The organism is Pseudomonas sp. P4_B4 (assembly GCF_056402255.1).
Genome location: NZ_JBFUHS010000027.1, coordinates 1 through 23005, shown reverse-complemented (window position 1 = coordinate 23005; position 23005 = coordinate 1). Strand labels below are relative to the sequence as shown.

General features: G+C 61.5%; 23 protein-coding genes. 9 read left to right on the top strand and 14 right to left on the bottom strand.

What is annotated here, in order from left to right:
• Positions 1–92 precede the first annotated feature (92 nt).
• The 3 genes from AC1DVE_RS24010 to AC1DVE_RS24000 all read right to left on the bottom strand — a co-directional run bounded on the left by AC1DVE_RS24010 (position 93) and on the right by AC1DVE_RS24000 (position 2984).
• Positions 93–908, bottom strand: a complete 816-nt coding sequence (locus AC1DVE_RS24010; RefSeq protein ID WP_223533663.1) for a sugar phosphate isomerase/epimerase family protein — start codon at positions 906–908, stop codon at positions 93–95.
• 2 nt (positions 909–910) lie between these two features.
• Complete coding sequence (locus AC1DVE_RS24005) at positions 911–1966, bottom strand: Gfo/Idh/MocA family protein (protein WP_223459144.1); 1056 nt, start codon at positions 1964–1966, stop codon at positions 911–913.
• 241 nt (positions 1967–2207) lie between these two features.
• Positions 2208–2984, bottom strand: a complete 777-nt coding sequence (locus AC1DVE_RS24000; protein WP_223453516.1) for an IclR family transcriptional regulator — start codon at positions 2982–2984, stop codon at positions 2208–2210.
• Between the two features lie 175 nt (positions 2985–3159).
• Here AC1DVE_RS24000 and AC1DVE_RS23995 point away from each other — a divergent pair, with 175 nt between their 5' ends.
• The 4 genes from AC1DVE_RS23995 (at position 3160) to AC1DVE_RS23980 (ending at position 7805) form a co-directional block, all read left to right on the top strand.
• Positions 3160–4908 (top strand): FAD-dependent oxidoreductase, encoded by a 1749-nt coding sequence (locus tag AC1DVE_RS23995; protein WP_223453518.1) that lies wholly within the window; start codon positions 3160–3162, stop codon positions 4906–4908.
• Complete coding sequence (locus tag AC1DVE_RS23990) at positions 4892–5725, top strand: aldo/keto reductase (RefSeq protein WP_223453520.1); 834 nt, start codon at positions 4892–4894, stop codon at positions 5723–5725. The genes AC1DVE_RS23995 and AC1DVE_RS23990 overlap by 17 nt, the downstream gene beginning before the upstream one ends.
• A gap of 226 nt (positions 5726–5951) precedes the next feature.
• A complete protein-coding gene (ypfJ, locus tag AC1DVE_RS23985; RefSeq protein WP_223453522.1) occupies positions 5952–6845 on the top strand; it encodes a KPN_02809 family neutral zinc metallopeptidase in 894 nt (297 codons plus the stop codon).
• A complete protein-coding gene (locus tag AC1DVE_RS23980; RefSeq protein ID WP_223534504.1) occupies positions 6846–7805 on the top strand; it encodes an alpha/beta hydrolase in 960 nt (319 codons plus the stop codon). It begins immediately after the preceding gene.
• Between the two features lie 70 nt (positions 7806–7875).
• Here AC1DVE_RS23980 and AC1DVE_RS23975 read toward each other — a convergent pair whose 3' ends face one another.
• The 3 genes from AC1DVE_RS23975 to AC1DVE_RS23965 all read right to left on the bottom strand — a co-directional run bounded on the left by AC1DVE_RS23975 (position 7876) and on the right by AC1DVE_RS23965 (position 10009).
• On the bottom strand, positions 7876–8469 hold the full coding sequence (locus tag AC1DVE_RS23975) for an HAD family hydrolase (RefSeq protein WP_223453526.1): 594 nt from the start codon (positions 8467–8469) through the stop codon (positions 7876–7878).
• Entirely contained in the window at positions 8466–9335 is an 870-nt protein-coding gene (tesB, locus tag AC1DVE_RS23970; protein ID WP_046041726.1) for an acyl-CoA thioesterase II, read from the bottom strand. Before tesB ends, AC1DVE_RS23975 begins: the two co-directional genes overlap by 4 nt.
• Before the next feature lie 104 nt (positions 9336–9439).
• The gene (locus AC1DVE_RS23965) at positions 9440–10009 is read right to left on the bottom strand and encodes a GNAT family N-acetyltransferase (RefSeq protein ID WP_046041725.1); all 570 of its coding nucleotides are present in this window, start codon (positions 10007–10009) and stop codon (positions 9440–9442) included.
• Between the two features lie 79 nt (positions 10010–10088).
• Here AC1DVE_RS23965 and AC1DVE_RS23960 point away from each other — a divergent pair, with 79 nt between their 5' ends.
• Both AC1DVE_RS23960 and AC1DVE_RS23955 read left to right on the top strand, forming a co-directional pair.
• Positions 10089–11009 (top strand): histone deacetylase family protein, encoded by a 921-nt coding sequence (locus AC1DVE_RS23960; protein ID WP_223453528.1) that lies wholly within the window; start codon positions 10089–10091, stop codon positions 11007–11009.
• 282 nt (positions 11010–11291) lie between these two features.
• Positions 11292–12539: a TIGR03862 family flavoprotein gene (locus AC1DVE_RS23955; protein ID WP_223453530.1), complete on the top strand. Its 1248-nt coding sequence runs from the start codon at positions 11292–11294 to the stop codon at positions 12537–12539.
• A 71-nt stretch (positions 12540–12610) separates the two neighbouring features.
• Here the strand turns inward: AC1DVE_RS23955 and AC1DVE_RS23950 are convergent, their stop codons facing one another.
• On the bottom strand, positions 12611–13951 hold the full coding sequence (locus AC1DVE_RS23950; protein ID WP_223533933.1) for an RNA helicase RhlE1: 1341 nt from the start codon (positions 13949–13951) through the stop codon (positions 12611–12613).
• A 65-nt stretch (positions 13952–14016) separates the two neighbouring features.
• Positions 14017–14949, bottom strand: a complete 933-nt coding sequence (gene yedA / locus AC1DVE_RS23945; RefSeq protein WP_223453534.1) for a drug/metabolite exporter YedA — start codon at positions 14947–14949, stop codon at positions 14017–14019.
• Positions 14950–15114: 165 nt separating this feature from the next.
• Between yedA and AC1DVE_RS23940 the strand changes: the two genes are divergently transcribed.
• Positions 15115–15567 carry an Lrp/AsnC family transcriptional regulator gene (locus AC1DVE_RS23940; protein ID WP_007990688.1) on the top strand — a complete coding sequence of 151 codons (453 nt, stop codon included), beginning with the start codon at positions 15115–15117 and terminating at the stop codon, positions 15565–15567.
• Between the two features lie 137 nt (positions 15568–15704).
• On the opposite strand, the gene AC1DVE_RS23935 is transcribed toward AC1DVE_RS23940, so the two are convergent.
• The 3 genes from AC1DVE_RS23935 to AC1DVE_RS23925 all read right to left on the bottom strand — a co-directional run bounded on the left by AC1DVE_RS23935 (position 15705) and on the right by AC1DVE_RS23925 (position 17719).
• Positions 15705–16310 (bottom strand): 3'-5' exonuclease, encoded by a 606-nt coding sequence (locus tag AC1DVE_RS23935; protein ID WP_223453536.1) that lies wholly within the window; start codon positions 16308–16310, stop codon positions 15705–15707.
• A gap of 22 nt (positions 16311–16332) precedes the next feature.
• Complete coding sequence (locus AC1DVE_RS23930; RefSeq protein WP_007990686.1) at positions 16333–16812, bottom strand: LabA-like NYN domain-containing protein; 480 nt, start codon at positions 16810–16812, stop codon at positions 16333–16335.
• Between the two features lie 124 nt (positions 16813–16936).
• On the bottom strand, positions 16937–17719 hold the full coding sequence (locus tag AC1DVE_RS23925; RefSeq protein WP_223453538.1) for a DUF2076 domain-containing protein: 783 nt from the start codon (positions 17717–17719) through the stop codon (positions 16937–16939).
• Positions 17720–17897: 178 nt separating this feature from the next.
• On the opposite strand from AC1DVE_RS23925, the gene AC1DVE_RS23920 reads away from it, so the two are divergent.
• Entirely contained in the window at positions 17898–18572 is a 675-nt protein-coding gene (locus AC1DVE_RS23920) for a YciC family protein (protein ID WP_223453540.1), read from the top strand.
• Positions 18573–18638: 66 nt separating this feature from the next.
• Positions 18639–19718 carry an endonuclease/exonuclease/phosphatase family protein gene (locus AC1DVE_RS23915; protein WP_223453542.1) on the top strand — a complete coding sequence of 360 codons (1080 nt, stop codon included), beginning with the start codon at positions 18639–18641 and terminating at the stop codon, positions 19716–19718.
• Positions 19719–19860: 142 nt separating this feature from the next.
• Here the strand turns inward: AC1DVE_RS23915 and AC1DVE_RS23910 are convergent, their stop codons facing one another.
• From AC1DVE_RS23910 to AC1DVE_RS23900, 3 genes are read right to left on the bottom strand one after another with little or no spacing between them, the layout of a single operon-like run.
• Complete coding sequence (locus AC1DVE_RS23910; RefSeq protein ID WP_046041715.1) at positions 19861–20694, bottom strand: ABC transporter ATP-binding protein; 834 nt, start codon at positions 20692–20694, stop codon at positions 19861–19863.
• Positions 20682–21485 (bottom strand): ABC transporter permease, encoded by an 804-nt coding sequence (locus AC1DVE_RS23905; protein WP_007990681.1) that lies wholly within the window; start codon positions 21483–21485, stop codon positions 20682–20684. Before AC1DVE_RS23905 ends, AC1DVE_RS23910 begins: the two co-directional genes overlap by 13 nt.
• 8 nt (positions 21486–21493) lie before the next feature.
• Positions 21494–22480, bottom strand: a complete 987-nt coding sequence (locus AC1DVE_RS23900; RefSeq protein ID WP_223453544.1) for an ABC transporter substrate-binding protein — start codon at positions 22478–22480, stop codon at positions 21494–21496.
• Positions 22481–23005 lie beyond the last annotated feature (525 nt).

Below are 23005 nucleotides of genomic sequence, written 5' to 3'. Positions count from 1 at the left end.
AGTCAAAAGCATCACGGGCAAACCACGCTTCCACCCAGTCAGCATAGAACCTGTGGGAGCGTGGCTTGCCCGAGATAGGTGCGCAGCACCGATTACAGCCGCGCCAACAATTCCCGGGTTTTATCCAGCGCCATCTGCGCCCGGTCCAATCCACTCACGCCCTGCTCCAGCAACTGCACGGTGGGAATCTCCAGGCTCAATGGAATGTCAGCCGGCAAACCGCGCAACAACCCCGGCAGGTCACAATCGCCATCGCCGGGGAAACGCCGTTCGTTGCGCGCCTGGCGCAAGATCTCCGCCATGTCGGCCGGCCGAGGTCCTGCGACGTCACACAACTGTGCATACCGTAACCGTGAGGGGGCAACTTTGACCAGTTCTTCCAGCCGCGATCCAGAGCGGTCGAAGTGGAAGGCGTCGACCAATACGCCGCCGTTTTCACGCCCGGCGTTTTCCACGATACGTGTGGCTTGTTGAAGATTGCGCGCATCGGTCCAGGGCATGAACTCCAGGTGCGGGTGCAGCCCATAGGCTGCCGCCAGATCACAGAGCTCGGCAAAATGCTGCGTCAGCCGCTGTTCGTCAGGATCGTTACCGGCCACCAGCAACTCACTGGCGCCGAACTCGGCACCCACAGCGAGGATTTTCTCGAAATCGTCGACGACGGTTTCCGGCTTGAGCCGCAGGATTTCGACGTCCAGCACCCGAATACCGGTATCGCGCAGACGCGCCAGGGTCTGGCGCCGCAATTCGTGGTCGGCCACCAAGGCAAAATGGTGCTCCTCCGGGGTCGCCGGTACCAGACGCAAGCCGACATGACTGTAACCGGCCCGCGCGGCGACCTCGACCATATCGGGCGGTGACAACTCAAGCACGGTCAGGCTGGCCAGGGAGAAGATACGTTCGCTCATGCTCAACCCTCGATCAAGGATGGCGTGCAGGCACGCCCGGTTTCGGCGGCTTCGCGGATGGCTTCGATCAGCGCCAACGTACGCGCGGCATCGGCGGCACTCACCAGCGGCTCGACCTCCCGGCGCGCAACGCGCACGAAGTGCTGCAACTGCAAACGCAGGGCTTCATCGGCACTGAAGCTTTCCTGGGTTGCCAGCAACGATTGATGCCAGCCGCCATCGACTTCGTTGTAGTGCCAGCGTTTTAGCTGCGGAATGCTCAGCGCCCCACCTGTCCCGGCCAGCAAGTAGCACGGTTGATCAGGATGACGCGGATACACCGGGTTTTCCCCCGAATCCAGCTCCCAGCTCCAGGGCGCAGCCACCGCATCGGAGCCGGTCAGGCTGCCCAGTGCACCGTTGTCGAATTGCAGCAGTACTGCCGCGCAATCTTCGTTGGCAAACCCGCGAATGGCATTGCTGGTGATGGCCTGAACCTGACGCACTTCACCGCACAAATGCCGCAGCAGATCGAGGTCGTGGATCAGGTTGGTCAACAACATCCCCGCACCGGCCTCGCGGCGCCAGGGTGTTTCAAAATAGCTGTCGGGCTTGCGCAACTGCCAGAGCGCCGTGACCGTGGTCAACCGACCCAATGCGCCGCTGTGGATAAGTTCGTGGGCGCGGACGATCAGCGGATTGTGCCGGCGGTGATGTCCGACCAGTACCGGAACGCCACTCGCCTTCGAGGCAGCCACCAGTTCTCTGGCTTCATCCAGGTGCACGCCCACCGGTTTTTCCAGCAATACCGGCACGCCGGCCGCGAGGCAATCGAGGGCCGTGCTGACGTGCAGGGTGTTCGGGTTGGCGACGATGACAGCGTCTGGCTTCGCCTGCTCCAGCATCTGACGATGATCGGCGAAACAGGCTACGCCCCATTCAGCCGCAAGACTGGCCGCCTGCGGTCCGGGATCGGCCACGGCGCACAACGTCGCTTCAGTCAGGGATTGCAGATGCTGGTAGTGCTGCTGGCCCATGTTGCCAGCACCGATCAGGGCGATGCGAAGTGGCGAATTCAAGATGCGGTCCTCTTGTGAGTGTTATTGGAGCGATGAATTCCAATAATTTAGAACCTGGTTCCAGATTCTTACACAGACCTGTCCTGAAAGTGTTCGAACAGCGCACAGCTTCTCAAGTTGAACGCTGTTCAAAATGTGGGAGCGGGCTTGCTCGCGAATGCGGTGTGTCATGCGATCTGGATGGCGACTGGCACACTGCATTCGCGAGCAAGCCCGCTCCCACAGTCGATTTGCACAGGCCTTAGCTGAACAACTCCGACGCCAAACTCGCCGCCGACAACTCCTCGGTGTACGCCAGCAACAACGGCGCCAGCTCATGCAGCCGCGCCCCCGGCATCCGCGCGCTCGGCCCGGCGATGCTGAGCACGCCGATCACCCGTCCATCGGCGGGATGGCGCACCACTGCCGCAATCGCCGAAGTGCCGATCGCCGAACTCTCCTCGACCCAGGCGTAGCCCTGTTCCCGCGCCAGACGCAGGCGTTCGAGCAATTCGATGTTCGAGCGCGGCGCGTTCGGCCCCACATGTTCCGGCACCTGCGCGCCCTGCCGTTCCACCAGCGACAAGGCTTCGGCATCGCTCATGCACGCCAGCCACGCATGCCCCGAGGCGGTGTAAAACAACGGCGCATCGCGGCCCATGTCCGGGTCGTAACGCAGGCCGGAGCGCGCGCCCTGGGACTTGGCGATCCAGGTCTGACGCTCGCCGTCGATCACGCCCAAGCGCACCAGCTCACCGGTTTCCTGAGCCAGGCGGTCAAGCACCGGCTGCACGATATCGGCACCGCTGCTCGAAAGGTAACGGAAGCCCATCGCCACCAGTTTGGTCGAGAGGTGATAACGCAAATTATCCGGATTCTGCCGCACATAACCGAGGCGGATCAGCTCGGCCAGCAGGCGATGAGTCGCACTCTTGGGGATGTCCAACTGCTCCGCCAGGGTCTGCATCGGCAGGCCACGGGGATCGCTGGTGAGGCTTTCGAGCACACTGAAAACACGTTCGATCTGACTGCCGGCCATGGTCGCTTCCACGCAAAATTTGCTCGATTCTAGAAGACAACCGCACGAATGCGAAATCTGGAACTGACCGTTCGATAACCGCCCGCTTTACGCCCTCCAGACTTGTTCCTCTTCACCTGATTCTTATATTTTCTGGAACAAGATTCCAAAACAATAAAACACCGGAGCTCAAACAATGCCTGCCGAAGCGCACTTTCTTCCCGACATCGACTGCGATGTGCTGATCGTTGGCTCCGGTGCGGCGGGACTGTCGGCGGCCGTGACCGCCGCGTGGCACGGGCTGAAAGTCATAGTGGTGGAAAAGGACCCGGTGTTCGGCGGTGCCACGGCCTGGTCCGGTGGCTGGGCCTGGGTGCCATGCAACCCGCTGGCCCGACGCGCGGGCATCGTCGAAGACGTTGACCTGCCGCGCACTTACCTGAAACACGAACTGGGCGAGCGCTTTGATCCGGCGATGATCGACGCTTTCCTGGAGGCCGGCCCGCGGATGGTGTCGTTCTTCGAACAGTTCACCTCGCTGCAATTCGCCGACGGCAACGCCATTGCCGACATTCATGGCGACACGCCCGGGGCAGGCACCGGTGGACGCTCGGTGATCGCCGCCCCTTACGACGCACGAAAAGTCGGCACTCTGCTCAAGCGTCTGCGCAAAACCATGCGGGAAACCTCGTTCATGGGCATGCCGATCATGGCGGGGGCGGACCTCACGGCATTCCTCAACCTGACCCGTTCGCTGTCGGCGGCCTGGCACGTTACGCGGCGTTTCAGCCGTCACCTGTTCGATCTCGTCGTACATGGCCGGGCGATGCAACTGGTCAACGGCGTGGCCTTGGTGGCACGCCTGGCGAAATCCGCCGATGACCTCGGCGTGTTGCTCTGGGAATCAGCGCCCGTGAGCCGATTGCTGCGCGAGAATGATCAGGTACGAGGTGCAGTGGTCAGCACCGCCAAAGGCTCGGTGCGCGTCCATGCACGCAAGGCCGTGGTGCTCGCCGCGGGTGGTTTCGCCAATGACATTGAACGCCGCAAGGCACTGTTCCCCCGCACACCGACCGGGCATGAGCATCTGGCCTTGCCGCCCCTCGGCGTTTGCGGCGATGGCCTGCGCCTGGGCGAAAGTGTCGGTGCCCGGGTCAATAGCGACATGGCGTCCGCCGTCGCCTGGGCGCCGGTGTCGCAGGTGCCGCACAGCGACGGCAGCACGGGACACTTCCCGCACATCATCGAGCGGGGCAAACCAGGCATCATCGGTGTGCTGAGCAACGGCCAGCGCTTCGTCAATGAAGCCAACGGCTACTACGACTACGTCACGGCCATGGTCGCCGCCGCCCCGCCGGGTGAAGAAGTAGCGTCGTGGTTGATCTGCACCCATGGCTTTCAGCGCCGATATGGCCTGGGCATCTCTCGGCCATTTCCGGTGCCGCTGTCATCCTTCATCCGCAGCGGCTATCTGAAAACCGGCAACACCCTTGAGGAATTGGCTGCAGCCTGCGGCATCGACCCGATTAGCTTGCGCAGCACCGTGTCGGACTACAACCGCCACGCGCGCAACGGCGAGGACCCGCAGTTCGGTCGTGGTTCCACGCCCTACAACCGTAAGCAGGGTGACGCATTGCAACAACCCAACCCATGCGTCGCACCGATCGAGCAAGGCCCGTTCTATGCCGTGAAAGTCCAGCCGGGCTGCTTCGGCACCTTCGCCGGGCTCAAGGTCAACCAACATGCCCAGGTCCTGGATGGCGCGGCGCAACCCATCGCCGGCCTGTATGCGGCGGGCGGCGACATGGCCAGCATCATGGGCGGTCACTACCCCGCTGGCGGCATCAATCTTGGCCCAGCGCTGACCTTCGGCTACATCGCCGCGCGCCATATCGCAGGCGTCACTGCTTATGAAAAGGAGATCGACCATGCAGCACATCGTTAACGCACGGGGTTTGAACATGCCGAAACTCGGCCTCGGCACTTGGCCAATGCTCGGCGAGGAATGCACCCGTGCCGTGGAGCAGGCTCTGGCCCTGGGTTACCGACACATCGACACGGCAGCAGCCTACAACAACGAAGACGCTGTCGGCCAGGCGCTGGCGAACAGTCCGACACTCCGCGAGCAGATCCATGTCACGACCAAAGTCTGGTGGGACCAACTGCAACCCGACGCCATGCGCCACTCCATGGACCGCAGCCTCAAAGCCCTGCGCAGCGAATACGTCGACCTGTTCATGCTCCATTGGCCAACCACCGATTGGGATTTGCCGCGCACCATAGAAACCCTGGTGTCGTTCAGGGAGCAAGGCCTGGCGCGCAACATTGGCGTGGCGAATTTTCCACTGCCCTTGCTACGCAAAGTCGTCGAAGAACTGGGGGCGCCGCTGTCAGCGATCCAGGTTGAGTACCACGTGCTGCTCGGACAAAACGCCCTGCTCAACTACGCCCGTCAACAGGATCTTGCGCTGACAGCCTACACGCCACTGGCGCGCAACAAGGTATCCGACATTCCGGCCATCCAGCAGATCGCCGCGAAACACGGCGTACTGCCGACCCAGGTCGCGCTCAAATGGCTGCTCGACCAACCCAACGTGGCCGCGATCCCCAAGGCCAGCAGCGAGTCCAATCAACAGGCCAATCTTGCAGCGCTGGATGTGCAACTGGATGATGAAGACCGTGCCTTGATCGCCAGCCTGTCCAAACGCGAGCGTCAGGTCAGCCCTGACTTTGCCCCGGTGTGGGATGCATTCGACGAATAATCCGCAAGACCGGCGATCGCCCTCTCGATAAAAACCCATCGCAGGACGGAATTCGACGGGATATCCGTGTTCAATACAAACCTGAAATGTTCTCGGCAGCCTCTCGCGGGGTGCCGGGAATCAGCCTGTGCGCGAGAAAAAGACGGACGACCGGACTGGCGCCGCTCCCACTTGGCGGCAACACTCATCGCACGGAGCTTTACCCGGAACAGAAGAGGATTCCCACATGCTATGGAAAAAAGGCCGACGCAGCGACAACGTGGTCGACGCCCGTGGCGATGATGTTGGCGGCGGTGGCGGCGGCATGCGTTTTGGCGGTGGCAAAGGCCTGAGCCTGACGGCGATCCTGCTGATCGTCGGCATCGGCTGGATCACCGGCCAGGATCCGCTGCAAATCCTCGGACAACTGACCGGGCAAATGGACCAGCAATCGGCACCCGCCACCAACCAGAGTCGCCAGGCACCACCGGTCAATGATGAGAGCGCGGAATTCGTGCGCTCGATCCTCGGCGATACCGAGGACACCTGGGGCGCAATTTTCCAGCAGGCCGGCCGCCAATATAAGGACCCGACCCTGGTGCTGTTCAGCAATCGCGTGAATTCGGCCTGCGGTCTGGCCACCTCGGCGACCGGCCCCTTCTATTGCCCCACCGACCAGAAGGTCTACCTGGACATGGCGTTCTTCCAGGAGATGTCCCAACGTTTTTCCGCCGCGGGCGACTTCGCCCAGGCCTACGTGATCGCTCACGAAGTCGGACACCACGTGCAGACCCTGCTTGGGGTGTCCGCAAAAATTCAGGCAGCACGCCAACAAGGCCGGCAGATGGAAGGCGACGGCGGTTTGCTGGTTCGTCAGGAACTGCAAGCCGATTGCCTGGCCGGCGTCTGGGCCAACAATGCGCAGAAGCGCCTGAACTGGCTGGAACCGGGCGACATCGAAGAAGCACTGAACGCAGCGAACGCCATCGGCGACGATCGTTTGCAGCAACAGGGTCAGGGCCGCGTGGTCCCGGACTCGTTCACCCACGGTACGTCGGCGCAACGGGTGCGCTGGTTCAAAACCGGTTTCGCCCAAGGCCAGGTTGGCCAGTGCGATACCTTTGCGGCGAAAAATCTGTAAATGAAGAAGTGGTTGTTGGTTGTTCTGTTTACTTGCGCAACGTCCCAGGCCGCCGAGCATGGGGTCAAAGACCTCAGCTCAGGGCGCCTGTTGTTGAAATCAGGTGAAATCGCGGTGGGCATCAGCCCCGCCCCGGCAAAAATCGAACGGGTGCTGATCATCCTCCACGGTCGCTTGCGCAACGCGCAAACCTATCTGCAGAGCGGTGAGCACGCGGCCGAACTGGCCGGGCAAAGCGCTACGACCCTGGTGATCGCCCCGCAATTCCTCAATGAAACCGATGTTGCTGTCCATCCGGTGGCCGACTCCGTTTTGCGCTGGCAAGGCAATGAATGGATGGCCGGCGGCGAATCCACGGCACCGTTTCGGCTGAGTTCCTACGCGGCGCTCGACGAAATCATCGCCCGCCTGGGTGACCGCCAGCAGTTTCCGGATGTGAAGAAAATCGTCATCGCCGGGCACTCCGGCGGCGCGCAGGTGGTTCAGCGCTATGCGTTGCTCGGTCACGCGCAATCCGAGCTCGATGCGGCCGGCGTGCAGGTGCGCTACGTAATCGCCAATCCGTCCTCCTATGCTTATTTCGATGAGCGCCGGCCCGTGGCGTTCAGCCACGCCGGTTGCCCGCAATTCAATCGCTGGAAGTACGGGCTGGCGGATTTACCAGCCTACGCCGAAGGGCAAACCGCCGCGCAGTTGCAGGAAAGTTACCTCAAGCGTGAAGTCGTTTATCTGCTGGGGCAGCAGGACATCGACCCGAATCATCCGGCGCTGGACAAGAGCTGTGAGGCCAGGGCGCAAGGGCCGTATCGATTGGCCCGAGGGCGTTACTACTTCGATTATCTGAAGCGGCTGCAACCGCAAGGGTTGAATCAGCAACTGATTGAAGTACCCGGAGTCGGGCATGACGGGGACGGGATGTTTACCTCGCCGGAGGGGCAGAAGGCTTTGTTTGGGCAGTAGGATTTTCGAGGTTTGAACTGACGCCATCGCGAGCAGGCTCGCGATGGCGGTTGACCAAGCAACGAAGCACTCAAGCCAAAAGCATCTGCCGCAACTCAACACAATCCGCCGCATGCCAATCGGTCAATTCCGGCCATGGATTATCCGGCAGATTCACCAAAACAGTCCGCGCTCCCGCCGCTCGCCCGCAATCGAGATCGAAGCGGTAGTCGCCAACCATCACCATCTCGCTCGCCGGCACCTTCCACGCTTCAGCCAGTTTCAGCAACCCGCCCGGATGCGGTTTGGGCGGTGCATCATCACGGCCCAACACATCCTGCAGCGCAAAGCAGTCGGCCAGGCCAATGGCCTCCAGCGTGACATGTGCCAGCTCCCGGGCATTGCGCGTGAGAATGCCCAGGCGATAACCGCGCCCGGCCAGTTCACGCACCAACTCCACCGCACCCGGCGCCGGTTGCGAACCGAGGGCCAGGTCCCGCTCATGCTCCAGCAGCCACGCATGTTTGGCTGCGGCTTCATCGGCCGGCAGCGCGGCGAGGTGGGTCAGGATGTCGTGTTCGGCAGGAATCGCCAACGCCACGCGAATCGCCGCGAAGTCGTGCACGGCCACCGTCAGGGTGCCGTCCATGTCAAACACCCAGTGACGCACGTCGGCCAGGCTCATGCCCAATCCTTGCGGTGACGGATCAAGCCTTCCTGGGTGACCGAGGCCACCAGTTGCCCGGCGCGGTTGAACACGCTGCCACGGGAGAATCCACGGGAGTTGCCAGCCCACGGACTGTCCATCGCGTAGAGCAACCAGTCATCGGCACGCAGATCCTGGTGGAACCACAGCGCGTGATCGAGGCTGGCGACCTGCATGTCCTTGTGCCACACCGACTTGCCGTGGGGCTGCATCGAGGTGACCAGCAGACCGAAATCCGATGCATAGGCCAGCAGGTATTTATGCAGCGCCGGCGAATCGGCCAAGGCGCCGTCGGCGCGGAACCAGACGTACTTGACCGGATCGGAGGGCAGCGGGTTGTACGGGTCTTTCTCGGTCACCGGGCGAAATTCGATCGGCTTCGGGCACAGCAGTTTTTCGCGCATTTTCTCGGGGATCAGATGCGCGCGCTGCTGGGTGATTTCCAGTTCCGATGGCAGGTTTTCCGGCCCGACCACTTGCGGCATTTCGGTCTGGTGCTGGAAGCCTTCTTCGTCGTACTGGAACGACGCACTGCACGTGAAGATCGGGTGGCCCTTCTGGATCGCCGTCACCCGGCGCGTACTGAAACTACCACCGTCACGCACCCGGTCAACCTGATACACCACCGGCAACCCGGCATCGCCCGGACGCAGGAAATAGCCGTGCATCGAATGCACATGGCGCGCCTCTTCAACCGTCTGACTGGCCGCCGACAGCGACTGGCCGAGCACCTGACCACCGAACAGCTGACGAAAACCCAGGTCCTGGCTACGGCCACGGAACAGGTTTTCTTCGATCGGTTCCAGGGTCAGCAGGTCGACCAGATCATCCAACACTTGGCTCATTCAGATGCTCCTCACGCAAAACATTGCCGCGCAGCCTTGGCTGCAACGGTCGATTCAGTTTCTGGACAGGGCCCATGAGGGCCATTGTAAACGTCCGTGTCAGGTTATCCATGCAAGGTTTGCAGCCATTGCTCGCGGCTGATGCGATACAGCACATGCCGACGCAACGGATGATCGGCCTCGAGTCGCGGGTGATCGAAGTCATTTTCCGGATCATGGTGCATGCCGATGGCCTGCATGACTTTCTCTGACGGCAGATTGGTTTGCGTCGTGAAGGCCACGACCTCTTTCAGCGGCAAGCGGTCGAACCCGCAGCGCAGAGCGGTCCACGCCGCTTCACTGGCGTAACCGAGGCCCCAGTGCTCGCGGGCCAGGCGCCAGCCGATTTCCGTGGCCGGGGTGAAAGGCGCGTCGAATCCGACCACGTTGAGCCCGGTAAACCCGATGAACTGGCCAGAGTCCTTTCGCTGCAAGGCCCAGAGACCATAACCGTGCTCGGCGAAATGACCACGGATTCGCCCGATCAATGATGCGCTTTCCAGCCGGCTCAAGGTTGCCGGGAAATAGCGCATCACCTGCGGATCGGCACACATCGCCGCAAAATCCGCTAAATCTTCATCGCGCCACTGGCGCAACAGCAGCCGAGCGCTTTCAAGTTCCAGTATTGGCTCCATCGTGCCCCGCCCCTCCATTTCAATGTCGCAAGTCTACAACGCTGGTAGGATCCTTCTCTCATTCCTACATGAAATGACCATGCCACTGCCGCTGATTTATCACGAAGACTACAGTCCCGAGTTTCCGGCGGATCACCGCTTCCCCATGGACAAGTTCCGCCTGTTGCGCGATCACCTGGTGGACAGCGGCCTGACCTGCGACACCGACCTGCTGCGCCCGGATCTGTGTCCCGCAGAGATTCTCGCCCTCGCCCATGACCCTTCGTATATCGAACGCTACATGAGTGGCGAATTATCCCGCGAAGACCAGCGCCGCCTCGGCCTGCCCTGGACCGAAGCCCTGGCCCGGCGTACGGTGCGGGCGGTCGGTGGCTCGTTGCTGGCGGCCGAGCAGGCGCTGGAACATGGTCTGGCCTGCCACCTGGCGGGCGGCACCCACCATGCGCACTACGATTACCCGGCCGGCTTCTGCATCTTCAATGACCTGGCGGTGATCAGCCATTACCTGCTGGAAAGTGGTCGGGTGAATCGGGTGCTGATCTTCGATTGCGACGTGCATCAGGGCGACGGGACTGCACGAATACTGCACAACACTCCGGAAGCGGTAACCGTTTCCTTGCACTGCGAGAAGAACTTTCCCGCACGCAAGGCCGAAAGTGATTGGGACATTCCGCTGCCCAACGGCATGGGCGATGCCGACTACCTGAAGGTGGTGGACGATGCACTCAACTACCTGCTGCCGCTCTACCAACCAGACCTGGTACTGTATGACGCCGGGGTCGATGTGCATAAGGACGACGCCCTGGGTTATCTGAAGCTGACAGACGAAGGCGTCACCGCCCGCGATGAAAGCGTGATGCGCCATTGCCTGGGCCGCGACATTCCGCTGGTTGGGGTAATCGGCGGCGGCTACAGCAAGGACCGCCAGGCCCTGGCCCGCCGTCACGGCATCCTCCATCACAGCGCACAGCGCGTCTGGCAGTCATCAGGTTGTCATTGAGCTGTGGATGCTTTACCCACAATGCCTGTGGAACTGCCTGTGGATAACCTGAGTGAAAGGGCCTGCAGCCCATGCTGCGTATAGGCTACAGAACACTGGTTGTTTTTTAACCACCTATTGAAAACACCACAAATCAACTGTGGGAGCGAGCCTGCTCGCGAAGGCGATCTGTCCTTCAACATAGATGTCGACTGATACAACGCTTTCGCGAGCAGGCTCGCTCCCACAGGTATTCGGGCTGGTAGAATGCCCGGCTTATCCCGTCAGACCGCAGCGCATCCCATGACCCAATCCTCGTCAGCCCTTCCCACTCACGTCGCCATCATCGGCGGCGGCCCCGCCGGCCTCATGGCGGCAGAAGTGTTGAGCCAGGCCGGGATCAAGGTCGATCTGTACGACGGCATGCCCTCGGTCGGACGAAAATTCCTCCTGGCCGGCGTCGGCGGCATGAACATCACGCACTCTGAAGCCTACCCGGCGTTTCTCTCGCGCTACGCCGAACGCGCCCCGCAGATCGCCCCGCTGCTGCGCGGCTTCGGCGCCGAAGCGCTGTGCCAGTGGATTCATGAACTGGGCATCGACACCTTCGTCGGCAGCTCCGGCCGGGTATTCCCCTCCGACATGAAGGCCGCGCCGCTGCTGCGCGCCTGGCTCAAGCGCCTACGTGACAGCGGCGTAGTTATCCACACCCGCCACCGCTGGCTCGGCTGGGACGAGCGTGGCGGGTTGCGCATCGACAGCCCGGAAGGCGAAAAAACCGTGCAAGCCGATGCCACCCTGCTCGCCCTCGGCGGCGGCAGTTGGTCGCGCCTGGGTTCGGACGGCGCGTGGATGCTGGCACTGGAGCAACACGGCGTAGGACTGGCGCCGTTGCAACCCAGTAATTGCGGCTTCGAGGTGCAGGCCTGGAGCGGTTTGATGGTCAGCAAATTCGCCGGCGCGCCGCTGAAAAACATCGCCATCGGCCTTAACGATGACGTTCCACGACTCGGCGAATGCGTGATTACCGCCACCGGGATCGAGGGCAGTCTGATCTACGCCCTGTCGGCCCCCATCCGCGAGGCGATCAACCAGCACGGTTCGGCAACCATTCATCTGGACCTGTTGCCGGGCCGGCCTGTGGATAAAGTTATGGCGGCGTTGAGCAAACCCCGGGGATCGCGCTCCATGGCCAAGCACCTGCACAGTCAGTTGGGTATCGATGGGGTCAAAGCGGCGCTATTGCGTGAACTGACCAGCGCCGACTGCTTTGCCGACATGGCCTTGCTGGCCAACGCGATCAAGGCATTGCCACTGACGCTGGTGAAGACCCGCCCACTGGACGAGGCCATCAGCAGCGCTGGCGGTGTGTTGTTCGAGGCGATGGATGAGCGATTGATGCTCAAGCAACTGCCCGGCGTGTTCTGCGCCGGGGAAATGCTCGATTGGGAAGCGCCGACCGGCGGTTATCTGCTGACCGCGTGTTTCGCCAGTGGGCGAGCGGCAGGGTTGGGGATGGTGGAATGGCTTAGAGGCAGCGACAAGTTATAAGCTGCAAGCTGCAAGCTAACGGCTCTAACTTGCCGCTTGTAGCTTGTAGCTTGCCGCTTGCAGCTGCTTCTTTAAGGCTTGCGCTTGCGCGGCCCGGTATTGAACACCGGCACCTTGCGCACAGGCTTGATCGAAGGCTCCGCCGGCGCAACCTCACCGCTATCAACCCAGCGACCCAGATTGCGTTTACCACCGCCACCACCGGAAGCCTTGGGCTTCTTCGGTTTCTTCGGTTTCTTGACGACCTGACCGCTGGCATCGGTGTCCGGCACACGGTGCTCGGGTTCGAAGTCCGGCTCGTTCTGCCGCTTCAAGGTCTGGCGGGTCAGCATCTCGATGGCCGACAGCAAATTCACTTCATCAGCACACACCAGGGAAATCGCCTCGCCCGTCGCCCCCGCACGGCCGGTACGACCGATGCGGTGGATGTAGTCTTCAGCAACGATCGGCAAGTCGAAGTTGACCACCAACGGCAAGTCTTCGATATCCAGGCCACGGGCCGCCACGTCGGTGGCGACCAGAATCTGCACTTCGCTCGCCTTGAACCTGTCGAGTGCGCGCTGACGAGTCGCCTGGGGTTTGTCGCCGTGGATGCCGTCGGCATTGATGCCCAGGCCCTGGAGTTTATCCACCAGCGCATCCACGCCGTTGCGGGTCTTGGCGAACACCAGTACCTGCTTCCACTTGCCCTTGCGCATCAGGTGCACGAACAGCTCCGGCTTGCGCTTCTTGTCCACCGTCACGATCCATTGCTTGACCGTATTGGCCGCAACGTTGCGCGGGCTGACTTCAATGCTCAGCGGGTCGTTGAGCATCTGCCCGGCCAGCAGGCGGATGTCGTCGGAGAAGGTCGCGGAGAACAGCAACGTCTGACGTTTCTTCGGCAGCGCGCGGTAAATGTTCGCCAGCTCCTCGGAAAAGCCCAGGTCGAGCATGCGGTCGGCTTCGTCCAGCACCAGGGTTTGCAGCTGGTTGAACTTCAGCGCGTTCTGGCGGAACAGGTCGAGCAAACGGCCCGGGGTCGCCACCAACAGGTCGACACCGCTGCGCAGTTTCATCATCTGCGGGTTGATGCTGACGCCGCCGTATACCGCGTAGGTGCGCAGCGGCAGGTTTTCGGCGTACTGGCGCACGGCTTCGTGAACCTGCTCGGCCAGTTCGCGGGTCGGCACCAGGATCAGCGCGCGGACCGAGTTGGCGGTGACTTTCGGCCCTTCCATGGCCAGCAGTTGCAACAGCGGCAGGGCGAAACCGGCGGTCTTGCCGGTGCCGGTCTGGGCGGCGGCCATCAGGTCGCGACCGGCCAGCACCGCCGGAATGGCTTGCGCCTGAACCGGCGTCGGAGTCTGGTAGCCGAGCGTCTCGAGGGAGCGCAGCAAGGGTTCGATCAGGCCAAGGGTGGCGAAAGTCATGGGAGTACCGTAGGAAAATTCAGCGCGGTTGTGCAAAACGAGTGTGCAATGGCGCGCAGTTTACCCTAATTCACACGGGATTCTGCCGGTACTGCCGTCGTTACCACTGGCCGCTCTGGCGTGCGACGCCATTGTGGCAAGCCGATCAACACCACGGCGCTGATGATCACCGCCATCGCCAGGGCTTCTTCGATACCAATGGTTTCACCGACGAACACGATCCCCAGCAACACCGCCACCGCCGGGTTGACGTAGGCATAACTGGTGGCCGCGGCCGGACGCACGTGTTTCAACAGGTACATGTAGGCGTTGAAGGCGATGATCGAACCGAACACCGTCAGGTACGCCAACGCGGCCCAGCCTTCGATCGGCGGCACCTTTTCCAGGTGTTCACCGCTGACCGCACTGGCGATAAGCAACACGACGCCGCCCACCAGCATTTCCACGGCACTGGCCATTGCACCTTGAGGCAACGGCAAGTGTTTGCTCCACACCGAACCAAAGGCCCAGGTCGCCGCCGCGAATATCAGCAACGCCGCGCCCAACGGGCTCGATTGCAGGTTGGAACCGAGGTTGAGCATGCCGATGCCGATCAGCCCGAGTACGATCCCGGCCCATTCCAGACGAGTATTGCGCGCGCCCCAGAAATACCCACAGAGCAAGGTAAACAGCGGCACCGTCGCCACTGCCAACGCCGCCACCCCGGAGGCCACGCCCGTGTGTTCGGCCACGCTCACCGCGCCGTTGCCGCACGCCAGCAGCAAAATCCCGATGATCCCGGCGGCTTTCCATTGCGCCCAGGTCGGCGCCGGCGCCCCGCGCCAGCGCAGGAAGGCATACATCAAGGTTCCGGCGATCACGAAGCGGATGCCCGCAAGCAGCAACGGCGGCCAGGACTCCACGCCGATGCGGATCACCAGGTAGGTCGAGCCCCAAATCACATACAAGGCGAAGAAGGCAGCGATCAAGGGTAAGGGAAAGCGACGAAGGCCGGACATGGGGGCAGCTCACAGGCAAGGACAAGTGAACGGCTATTCTAGAAAGGCCAGCGTCGAAAAATAAGTTACAAAACCTGTTTAAAGCGCCAGTACACTTTTCAAAACACGGAGTTCAGCGCTATAAACCGTGTTTTCGAAAGTCGGCCATTTTCAGGAGTCACCCCGATGGATAAGTACGACCGCATGCTGCTCAGCGCCCTGCTGGAAAACGGTCGCGCGTCCTACGCGGACCTGGCGCGCAAGGTCAACCTGTCCGCCCCTGCCGTGGCCGAGCGCGTGGCCAAGCTCGAAGCCAGCGGCGTGATCACCGGCTATCAGGCGAAAGTCGACATGGCCAAGCTCGGCCTGCCGATCCAGTGCGTGATCGAACTGCGCCTGAACCAGCACGGCAACCAGAAAGCCTACGACGACCTGATCAAAATCCCGCAATTGACTGAATGCCATCGGGTGACGGGCGACCCGTGCGTGATCATGCAAGCGGCGGTGGGCTCGATGCCGGAGCTGGAAGAACTGATCAACCGGATCGCCACGTTCGGGTTCAGCAAGACGTCGATTGTGTTGTCCAGCGCCATCGAGAAGCGGGTGCCGTTGGGGCATATCGAGGGGAATGGCAAATAAACCCAAGACCACAGCAGATCAAAATGTGGGAGCGGGCTTGCTCGCGAAAGCGGTGTGTCATTCAACAATGATGTTGACTGAACTGGCGCTTTCGCGAGCAAGCCCGCTCCCACAGAAGATTTGCGGTGTTTTCGGGATCAGCGATAACGCTTGAGGTGCTCGCCCACTTTCGCCGCAGGGACCTTCTGCAACTTGCACAGCAAGTCATGGGACAGCTCGCGCAAGCCATGCTTCTGGCGCAACTCTTCAGCCAGATGCACCGTCAGGTTGGCTGCCATCTCGGCGTCGGCCATGGCCCGGTGGGCCTTGCCGGTGTTGGGCAGGTTGGCGAAGGTGGTGAGGGTGCCGAGTTTGTGGTTCGGCGCGGCGGGCATCAGGCGGCGGGCCAGCAGCAGCGAGCAGGCAAAGTTCTGCAAGCGGGTGCGTTTGATTCGCCCGAGCTCGAAGTCCCAGAACTTCTGGTCGAATGCGGCGTTATGCGCAAGCAACGGGGTGCAGCCGACGAATTCATTCACCTCGTTCATCACCTGCTCCGCCGACGGAGCGGTACGCAGCATGGCGTTGCTGATGCCGGTGAGTTGCTCGATGAAGGCCGGGACGCGCACGCCGGCGTTCATCAGGCTTTGGTAACGCTCGACGATGCGCCCCTGTTCAAGGATCACCACGGCGATTTCCGTGGCCCGGCAGCTGCTGCTCGGGGAGATCCCGGTGGTTTCAAAGTCGATGACTGCTATGCGTTCCAAACCTGGTTCAACTCCGTAAAAATCAATTCTTGAGCAGCAACGCGCCTTCGATCGGCACGTAGCGGCTGGCGGCGCGGATCAGCGAGTTGGCGGTCAGGCCCGGCACGCCGTAGGCCACCGCTTGCACCCCGTGCTTGCTGATGATGCGTTCCAGCAGCATGTCGAAATCACCGTCGCCGGAGGCCAGGACGATTTCATCGACATGGTCGGCGGCGTCCATGATATCGAGGGTGATGCCCACGTCCCAGTCGCCCTTGGCCGAACCATCGCTGCGCTGGATGTACGGCTTGAGCTTCACGGTGAAACCGAGGTTGCGCAGGATTTGCTGGAACTGTTGCTGTTTGCTGTCGCCACGGTCGATGGCGTAGGCGTAGGCTTCGACGATCTCGCCCTGTTTGCTGATGTCAGCCCACAGTGCGGCGTAGTTGAAGTGGCAACCATAAGCCTGACGCACGGTGTAGTAGAGGTTCTGGACATCGGCGAACACTGCGATTTTTTTCACCGGCTTTCCTCAAGGCTGAATCAGGCACCAGGCCCGAAAGGTTGCCCAGTATGCCAGCCCAAAGGATTGTTCCGCGAATAATCGGCTATGTGGCAAGGGAGCAAGCTCCCTTGCCACTGACGTGTCAGACGAAGGAATCGTCGTCGCCGCCGAAGAACGATGAGTTGTCATCGCTGTAGTCGGCGTCGCTGAACCCGCCCTGATCGTTGCTATATGAATCGTTACCAGCCATGCGCTGGTCATCGCCCCAGCCATTGTTGCCCTGGTCGTTGACCTGGGCCGGCTCTTCCTTGATGACTTCGACGACTTCCGGTTGCTGATTGTGATGGAACAGGCTGCTGATGCCTTGTGCCAGCATCACGCCACCCGCCACGCCGGCGGCGGTTTTCAGCGCACCGCCGAGGAAACTGCTGCCGGCCGCTGCCGGAGCCTGTTGCTGGGGTGCATAGCCCTGCTGTGGAAAGTTCTGCTGCGGGGCGCCGAAGTTCTGCTGTGGCGGTTGCGAACCGAACGACGAGCGTCCCGGCTCACGCCAGCCACCGCTCGATGGCGGTGCGCTCTGGGTTGGCGCGGTCTGTGGCTCACGAGAGCTGCCGCCAAAGATGCTCGACAAAAAGCCACCACTACTCGGCGCAGGAGCCGGGGTCGCCTGGGCCTTGGCCTGTTGCAGTTCGGCCTGCAATTGCTGGACTTGCTGGGTCAGTTGCTGGTTCTGCTCGTCGAGGCTCTTGATTGCTGCCTCTTGCACCAGAATCGCCTGGGTCATGAAATAACCTGCCGCGGGCTGGCGCGTCAGGTGTTCCTTGATCCGCGCCTCGGCCTGGGCGTCGCGCGGGGCTGAGTCCGTTTCGGCCTGTTGCAGCCGGGAAAACAGTCCATCGATCAGGGTTTGTTCTTCGCTGTTCATGGCGACCTCGTAGATTGCCGGGAAAATCGTTGCCTTTATCCGATGAGGATAAGGTGCTCAACCTTAATGGAGGCTGAAACAAGATGTTTCAATGTCCTTTACCGAACGTTTACGTTTGCGTCTGCGAGCGCTTGATCGGTTAAAGTGAGTCACTGCCTCCAACCTGCGATACCGACTGATGAATCCGTTAGATGTGCTGCGTGACTCCCTGTATTTCTTCAAGCGCAATCTGGGCCAGATCGTGCAGCTGTGCCTGCCACTGGTGATGCTTGAGGCACTGCTGCAACAAGTGGTCGACCACTCCACGGAGCCGGACAGTTTCCCCGGCATCAGCGTGATTGTCGGCTTGCTGGTATACCCGCTGTACACCGCCGCGCTGATTCTGTTTCTCGACGCCCGCAGCCGCGGCGAGTCGCCGAGCAACCGCGAGCTGCTGTCTAGGTCCGCCTACCTGTGGCCGCGCTTCGCCCTGCTGACGGCGCTCAATACCGTGTTGATTCTGCTGGGCCTGTCGCTGTATTTCCTGCCGGGTATCTACCTGATGGTGACCCTGGCGTTTGGCGAATACCTGCTGGTGTTGCGCGGCCTCGCGCCGCTGGCGGCCATGAAGGAAAGCCTGCGCATGACTAAAGGTCACTTCCTGCGCATCCTGCTGTGCATTCTGTGTGTGATGGGGCCACTGTGGCTGCTCAAGGGGGCCACCCTGGCGGTGTACCCGGAACCTCAGAACCCGGTGGTTTCAGTGCTGATCGACAGCGCCCACAGTTTCCTGCAGCTGTTTACCAGCGTGGTGCTGTTCCGACTGTTCATGCTGATCAACCCGCTGCCTGAGCGAAATGACAGCGCGCTCTGACCTTGGGCGCGACCATCGCTCTCGGGTATGCTCGGGAACAATCCTGTAACGCTAATAAGCCGAGCCATGACCCGCCTACTGCGCTACACCCTGCTGGGCTTGCTGATCGTGATCGGCCTGATCGCCGCGATGACCTACAGCCTGACCTGGCGCCCCGATGCCAAAGAAGTGTTGCCCGTCAGTTGCAGTGCCCAGGCCCCCGCCCTGGTCCCCGGGCAGGCGTTGAAGGTGATGACCTGGAACGTCCAGTACCTGGCCGGCAAGCGTTACGTATTCTGGAATGACCTGGCCGCCGGTACCGACGAACGCCCCACAGCGGAAGACATGGCCTTCAGCCTCGACGAAGTGGCGCGGGTGATTCGCGACGAACAACCGGACATCGTGCTGTTGCAGGAACTCGACAACGGTGCCAAGGCCAGCGCTTACCAGAACCAGCTCAAACTGCTGCAGGAGCGGCTCGCCGACTTGTATCCGTGTGGCACCAGCGCGTTCGACTGGAAGGCCGACTTCGTGCCGAACCCGCACATTTTCGGCAGTGTCGGCCGGCAACTGGCGACCCTGAGCCGTTACCAGATCGAACATGCCGAACGCCTGCAACTGCCCATCACCTCGGGCAATCCGCTCAGCCGCCAATTCAAACCCAGAGATGCCTTGCTGGTGAGCTACTTGCCGTTGAGTGATGGCGGGCAAATAGCGGTGCTCAATACTCATCTGGACCGCGCCAACCAAGCCGACAACACCTTGCAAAACCAGGTGAACTCCGTGGCCAGGACCCTCGATAAATTCGAAAGCCGTGGCACGCCGTGGCTAATCGGTGGGGATTTCAACCTGTTGCCGCTGGGCCAGTATCGACGCCTGTCCGACGCACAACGCGCGCCCTACTCCGCCGACAGCCCGTTGCACCTGCTGTGGGATAAGTACCCGATGATCCCGAGCAACAACGAAGCCAGTGGTATCGACCGCGAACGCTGGCTGACCCATTACCCAAACGATCCCGGGCTGAACGGCCCGGACCGGACTGTCGACTACCTGTTCTACAGCCCGCGGATCAAACGGGTGGAGGCGATGGTGCGGCAGGACGATACGTTGCGTATCTCCGATCACCTGCCGGTGATTGCCCGGTTCCTGTTGCCGGCTGCGCCTTAGCGCCGGCTCCAGGTAAACGCAATACCTGTGGGAGCGGGCTTGCCCGCGATGACGTAGTGTCAGTCGACATCATTGTTGAATGATAAATCGCTATCGCGGGCAAGCCCGCTCCCACAGGGATGGTGCATGGCCTCAATCAGCCTTAATGCACCTCCTCCAGATCATCATGCAGCAGCCCGAAGATCTCGCGCTTCATCTCGATGAACGAGCGCTCCATGACCATGTCCAGGTTGCGTGGGCGCTCGATCGGCACATCCAGAATCTGTTTGATCCTGCCAGGTCTAGCGCCCATGACGTAGACCCGGTCGCCGAGCAGAATCGCCTCGTCGATGTCGTGGGTCACGAACAACACAGTCTTCTTGCTGTTGCCCCACACCCGCAGCAACAACTGCTGCATTTGCAGGCGCGTCTGGCTGTCGAGGGCGCCGAAGGGTTCGTCCATCAGCAGGATCTGCGGGTCATTGGCCAGTGCCCGAGCGATGGCAACGCGTTGCATCATCCCGCCGGACAACTGCTTGGCGTAGTTGTCGGCAAAGCCGCTCAGGCCCACTTCGTTGACGTAGTAATCGACGATGTCCTTGCGTTGCGCCGCCGGCATGCCGCGCCGCTTGAGGCCGAATTCGACGTTCTGCCGCACCGTCAGCCACGGGAACAGTGTGTAGCTCTGGAACACCATGCCGCGATCTGCACCGGGGCCTTCCACCTGTTGGCCGCCGACGTAAATCTCGCCCGAGGTCGGTTCGGCCAGGCCGGCGGTGAGGTACAGCAGGCTCGACTTGCCGCAACCCGAAGGCCCCACCAGTACGGCGAATTGCTGGTCCGGCACCTCGAACGACACTTCCTCCAACGCGGTAAAAGTACCGCCATCGGGTTTCTTGTAACTCAGGCTGACCTTGTCCACCTTCAGCCGAGGCGCGTTCACCGGGGCAGCATGAGGGGCGGTAAAACGATGAGTGGCGGCGGTTACTGAGCCCATGCGGTGATCCTCAGACGTAGGAAACGGAACAGTTGATCGGTGACCAGGCCCAGCAGGCCGATGATCGCGATGGCGAGGAAAATCACATCCACCTGGAAGCCACGCATGGCCTTGAGGCTCAGGTAACCCAGGCCACTGGACGCGGCGACCAGTTCAGCCACCACCAGGTAAGTCCAGGCCCAGCCCATGGTCACGCGCAGGGTATCGAGCACACCTGGCAGGGAAGCCGGAGCGATCACGTGCAGCACCGCATCACGACGGTTCGAACCGAGGGTGTAGGAGGCGTTGATCAAGTCCTTGGAGATGCCTTTGGACACGTCCGCGATCATCACCAGTTGCTGGAAGAACACGCCGAAGATGATCACCGACACCCGCTGCTCCAGACCGATGCCGATCCACAGGATGAACAGCGGCACGAAGGAAGTCACCGGCAGGTAGCGAATGAAATTCACCAGCGGCTCAAGAAAGGCCTGGACGATGCGGAAGCTGCCCATCAACAGCCCCAACGGCACCGCCACCAGGGACGACACGATGAAACCGACCATCACCACTTCGACGCTGGCCCACACATGCTGACCGAGGGTGCCGTCGCGCCCCAGGCGCACGGCGGCCTCGACCACCGCGCCCGGCGTCGGCAGGAACATGCCCGGCACCACGCCACCGTAGGACAAGCCGGCCCACAGGCCGACCAACAACACCCAGGCCAGGCCGCTCGCGCTCCAGATCACCGAGACCGGCAAACCGGTCTTGGGCGTGATGCAGCGGCTCAGCCACGAATTGCGCTTGAACATGCAGCCTCCTAGAGCGGGGTAACGAAACGGTTGTCGATCAGGTCGTCATTGCTGACGTTGTACGGTTTGCCTTGCAGCTCACTGGCGGTCTCGTTGGCCAGTTTGATCAGCGGTGCGCTGTCACCCGGTTTGCCCGGCGCGCCGAGGAGTTTTTCGCTCATGGCCTGATCGTAGAAACGCACGCCTTGGGCGGCCGCTTCCAGTTCCTTTGGATCGGCCAGGTAACCGCCGACACCCTTGGCCATAATTTTGTAGGCTTCCTGCGGATGATCCTTGGTGTACTGCACGGCTTTGTACAAACCGGCCACCAGGGCCTTGACATCTTCCGGCTGTTTTTCGATGACGGTGCAGTTCAGTGCGACCACATCGACGATCACCCCCGGTGTGCTGCTGCTGTCGACCAGCACCTTGCCTTGCTTCTTGTCGCGAACCATCGACAGGTGCGGTTCCCAGGTCACGGCAGCCGGTACGCGACCGGCCATGAACGCGGTGGCGGCGTCGTCGGCCGTCATGTTCTGCACGGTGATGTCGCTCATTTTCATGCCGTTCTTTTTCAGCAGATAAGACAACCAGAACTGCGAGGTCGAACCTTCGTTCACCGCCACGGCCTGGCCTTTGAGCTCTTGCAGGCTCTTGACGTCCTTGCCTACCAGCACGCCGTCGCCGCCATGGCTGTCGTCCAGCGCGGCCACAGCCTTGAAGCAGAATTGCGGACGGTACTTGAGCACCTCGTCGATGGTCGACGCCGAGCCGGACAACTCGCCGGAAGCTTGTGCGGCCATGTACATCGCCGCTTCTTCGACCACCGGCAACTCGACGGTCAAACCGTTTTCCTTGAAGTAGCCAAGGTCCTGGGCCAGGTACAGGGTGCCGTAGCCGACCCAGGTGGTATGACCGATGGACAGGGTGCCGGCCTGGGCGCTGGTTGCGACCGTCGCGGCGATGGCGGTGACCGCCAGTGGATGGGCAACGCGGGTAAGCAAGGACTTGATCATGGAGCACTCCCAAAGCTGTTGATTTAGTTTTGTCATGGGCAGTACGGCGAGCCCTGAATCGGCTGCAACCTGTGGTCTCTCAGGGACCCTTCGGCGGGCAGCATTCGGCGGGCTGGCGAGACCGATGTTGGCCCAAGGGCGGGATTAGGAAAATGAGGAAATATGTGGATGCGAACGATGAAAAAACTCGTTAGCGCGCACTGTGAAAGGGCGCTGTGGGCGGGGATGCCCGAGGAGGGTGCAAGGCGTTGACAATGTGTTGAATGGGCCATCGCATTCGCGAGCAAGCCCGCTCCCACATCTATGGTTACCCCCTTTTCTGCAATACTGTTGTTGATGTCGTGTTTGGCTTGCTTTCATCTATCCGGCGTCTGAGTTGGGGTTGTCGCCCCGCGCCTCGATGAGAATCGATGCCCAACGACCCTAATTAGTGGAACGGCCTTTCAGCCGTGTGAGAGCCCAGGGTTGTCGTCAGGCCGGTTGGCCGTTCACGTCATCAGTTATCCAGCATCGCAAAACCAGGTG

What these genes read in the sequence shown, in the direction of transcription:
- AC1DVE_RS24010 (WP_223533663.1), bottom strand. Translation starts at nt 908, where the DNA reads ATGAGCGAACGTATCTTCTCCCTGGCCAGCCTGACCGTGCTTGAGTTG.
- AC1DVE_RS24000 (WP_223453516.1), bottom strand. Translation starts at nt 2,984, where the DNA reads ATGGCCGGCAGTCAGATCGAACGTGTTTTCAGTGTGCTCGAAAGCCTC.
- AC1DVE_RS23995 (WP_223453518.1), top strand. Translation starts at nt 3,160, where the DNA reads ATGCCTGCCGAAGCGCACTTTCTTCCCGACATCGACTGCGATGTGCTG.
- AC1DVE_RS23990 (WP_223453520.1), top strand. Translation starts at nt 4,892, where the DNA reads ATGCAGCACATCGTTAACGCACGGGGTTTGAACATGCCGAAACTCGGC.
- ypfJ (WP_223453522.1), top strand. Translation starts at nt 5,952, where the DNA reads ATGCTATGGAAAAAAGGCCGACGCAGCGACAACGTGGTCGACGCCCGT.
- AC1DVE_RS23980 (WP_223534504.1), top strand. Translation starts at nt 6,846, where the DNA reads ATGAAGAAGTGGTTGTTGGTTGTTCTGTTTACTTGCGCAACGTCCCAG.
- AC1DVE_RS23975 (WP_223453526.1), bottom strand. Translation starts at nt 8,469, where the DNA reads ATGAGCCTGGCCGACGTGCGTCACTGGGTGTTTGACATGGACGGCACC.
- tesB (WP_046041726.1), bottom strand. Translation starts at nt 9,335, where the DNA reads ATGAGCCAAGTGTTGGATGATCTGGTCGACCTGCTGACCCTGGAACCG.
- AC1DVE_RS23965 (WP_046041725.1), bottom strand. Translation starts at nt 10,009, where the DNA reads ATGGAGCCAATACTGGAACTTGAAAGCGCTCGGCTGCTGTTGCGCCAG.
- AC1DVE_RS23960 (WP_223453528.1), top strand. Translation starts at nt 10,089, where the DNA reads ATGCCACTGCCGCTGATTTATCACGAAGACTACAGTCCCGAGTTTCCG.
- AC1DVE_RS23955 (WP_223453530.1), top strand. Translation starts at nt 11,292, where the DNA reads ATGACCCAATCCTCGTCAGCCCTTCCCACTCACGTCGCCATCATCGGC.
- AC1DVE_RS23950 (WP_223533933.1), bottom strand. Translation starts at nt 13,951, where the DNA reads ATGACTTTCGCCACCCTTGGCCTGATCGAACCCTTGCTGCGCTCCCTC.
- yedA (WP_223453534.1), bottom strand. Translation starts at nt 14,949, where the DNA reads ATGTCCGGCCTTCGTCGCTTTCCCTTACCCTTGATCGCTGCCTTCTTC.
- AC1DVE_RS23940 (WP_007990688.1), top strand. Translation starts at nt 15,115, where the DNA reads ATGGATAAGTACGACCGCATGCTGCTCAGCGCCCTGCTGGAAAACGGT.
- AC1DVE_RS23925 (WP_223453538.1), bottom strand. Translation starts at nt 17,719, where the DNA reads ATGAACAGCGAAGAACAAACCCTGATCGATGGACTGTTTTCCCGGCTG.
- AC1DVE_RS23920 (WP_223453540.1), top strand. Translation starts at nt 17,898, where the DNA reads ATGAATCCGTTAGATGTGCTGCGTGACTCCCTGTATTTCTTCAAGCGC.
- AC1DVE_RS23915 (WP_223453542.1), top strand. Translation starts at nt 18,639, where the DNA reads ATGACCCGCCTACTGCGCTACACCCTGCTGGGCTTGCTGATCGTGATC.
- AC1DVE_RS23910 (WP_046041715.1), bottom strand. Translation starts at nt 20,694, where the DNA reads ATGGGCTCAGTAACCGCCGCCACTCATCGTTTTACCGCCCCTCATGCT.
- AC1DVE_RS23905 (WP_007990681.1), bottom strand. Translation starts at nt 21,485, where the DNA reads ATGTTCAAGCGCAATTCGTGGCTGAGCCGCTGCATCACGCCCAAGACC.
- AC1DVE_RS23900 (WP_223453544.1), bottom strand. Translation starts at nt 22,480, where the DNA reads ATGATCAAGTCCTTGCTTACCCGCGTTGCCCATCCACTGGCGGTCACC.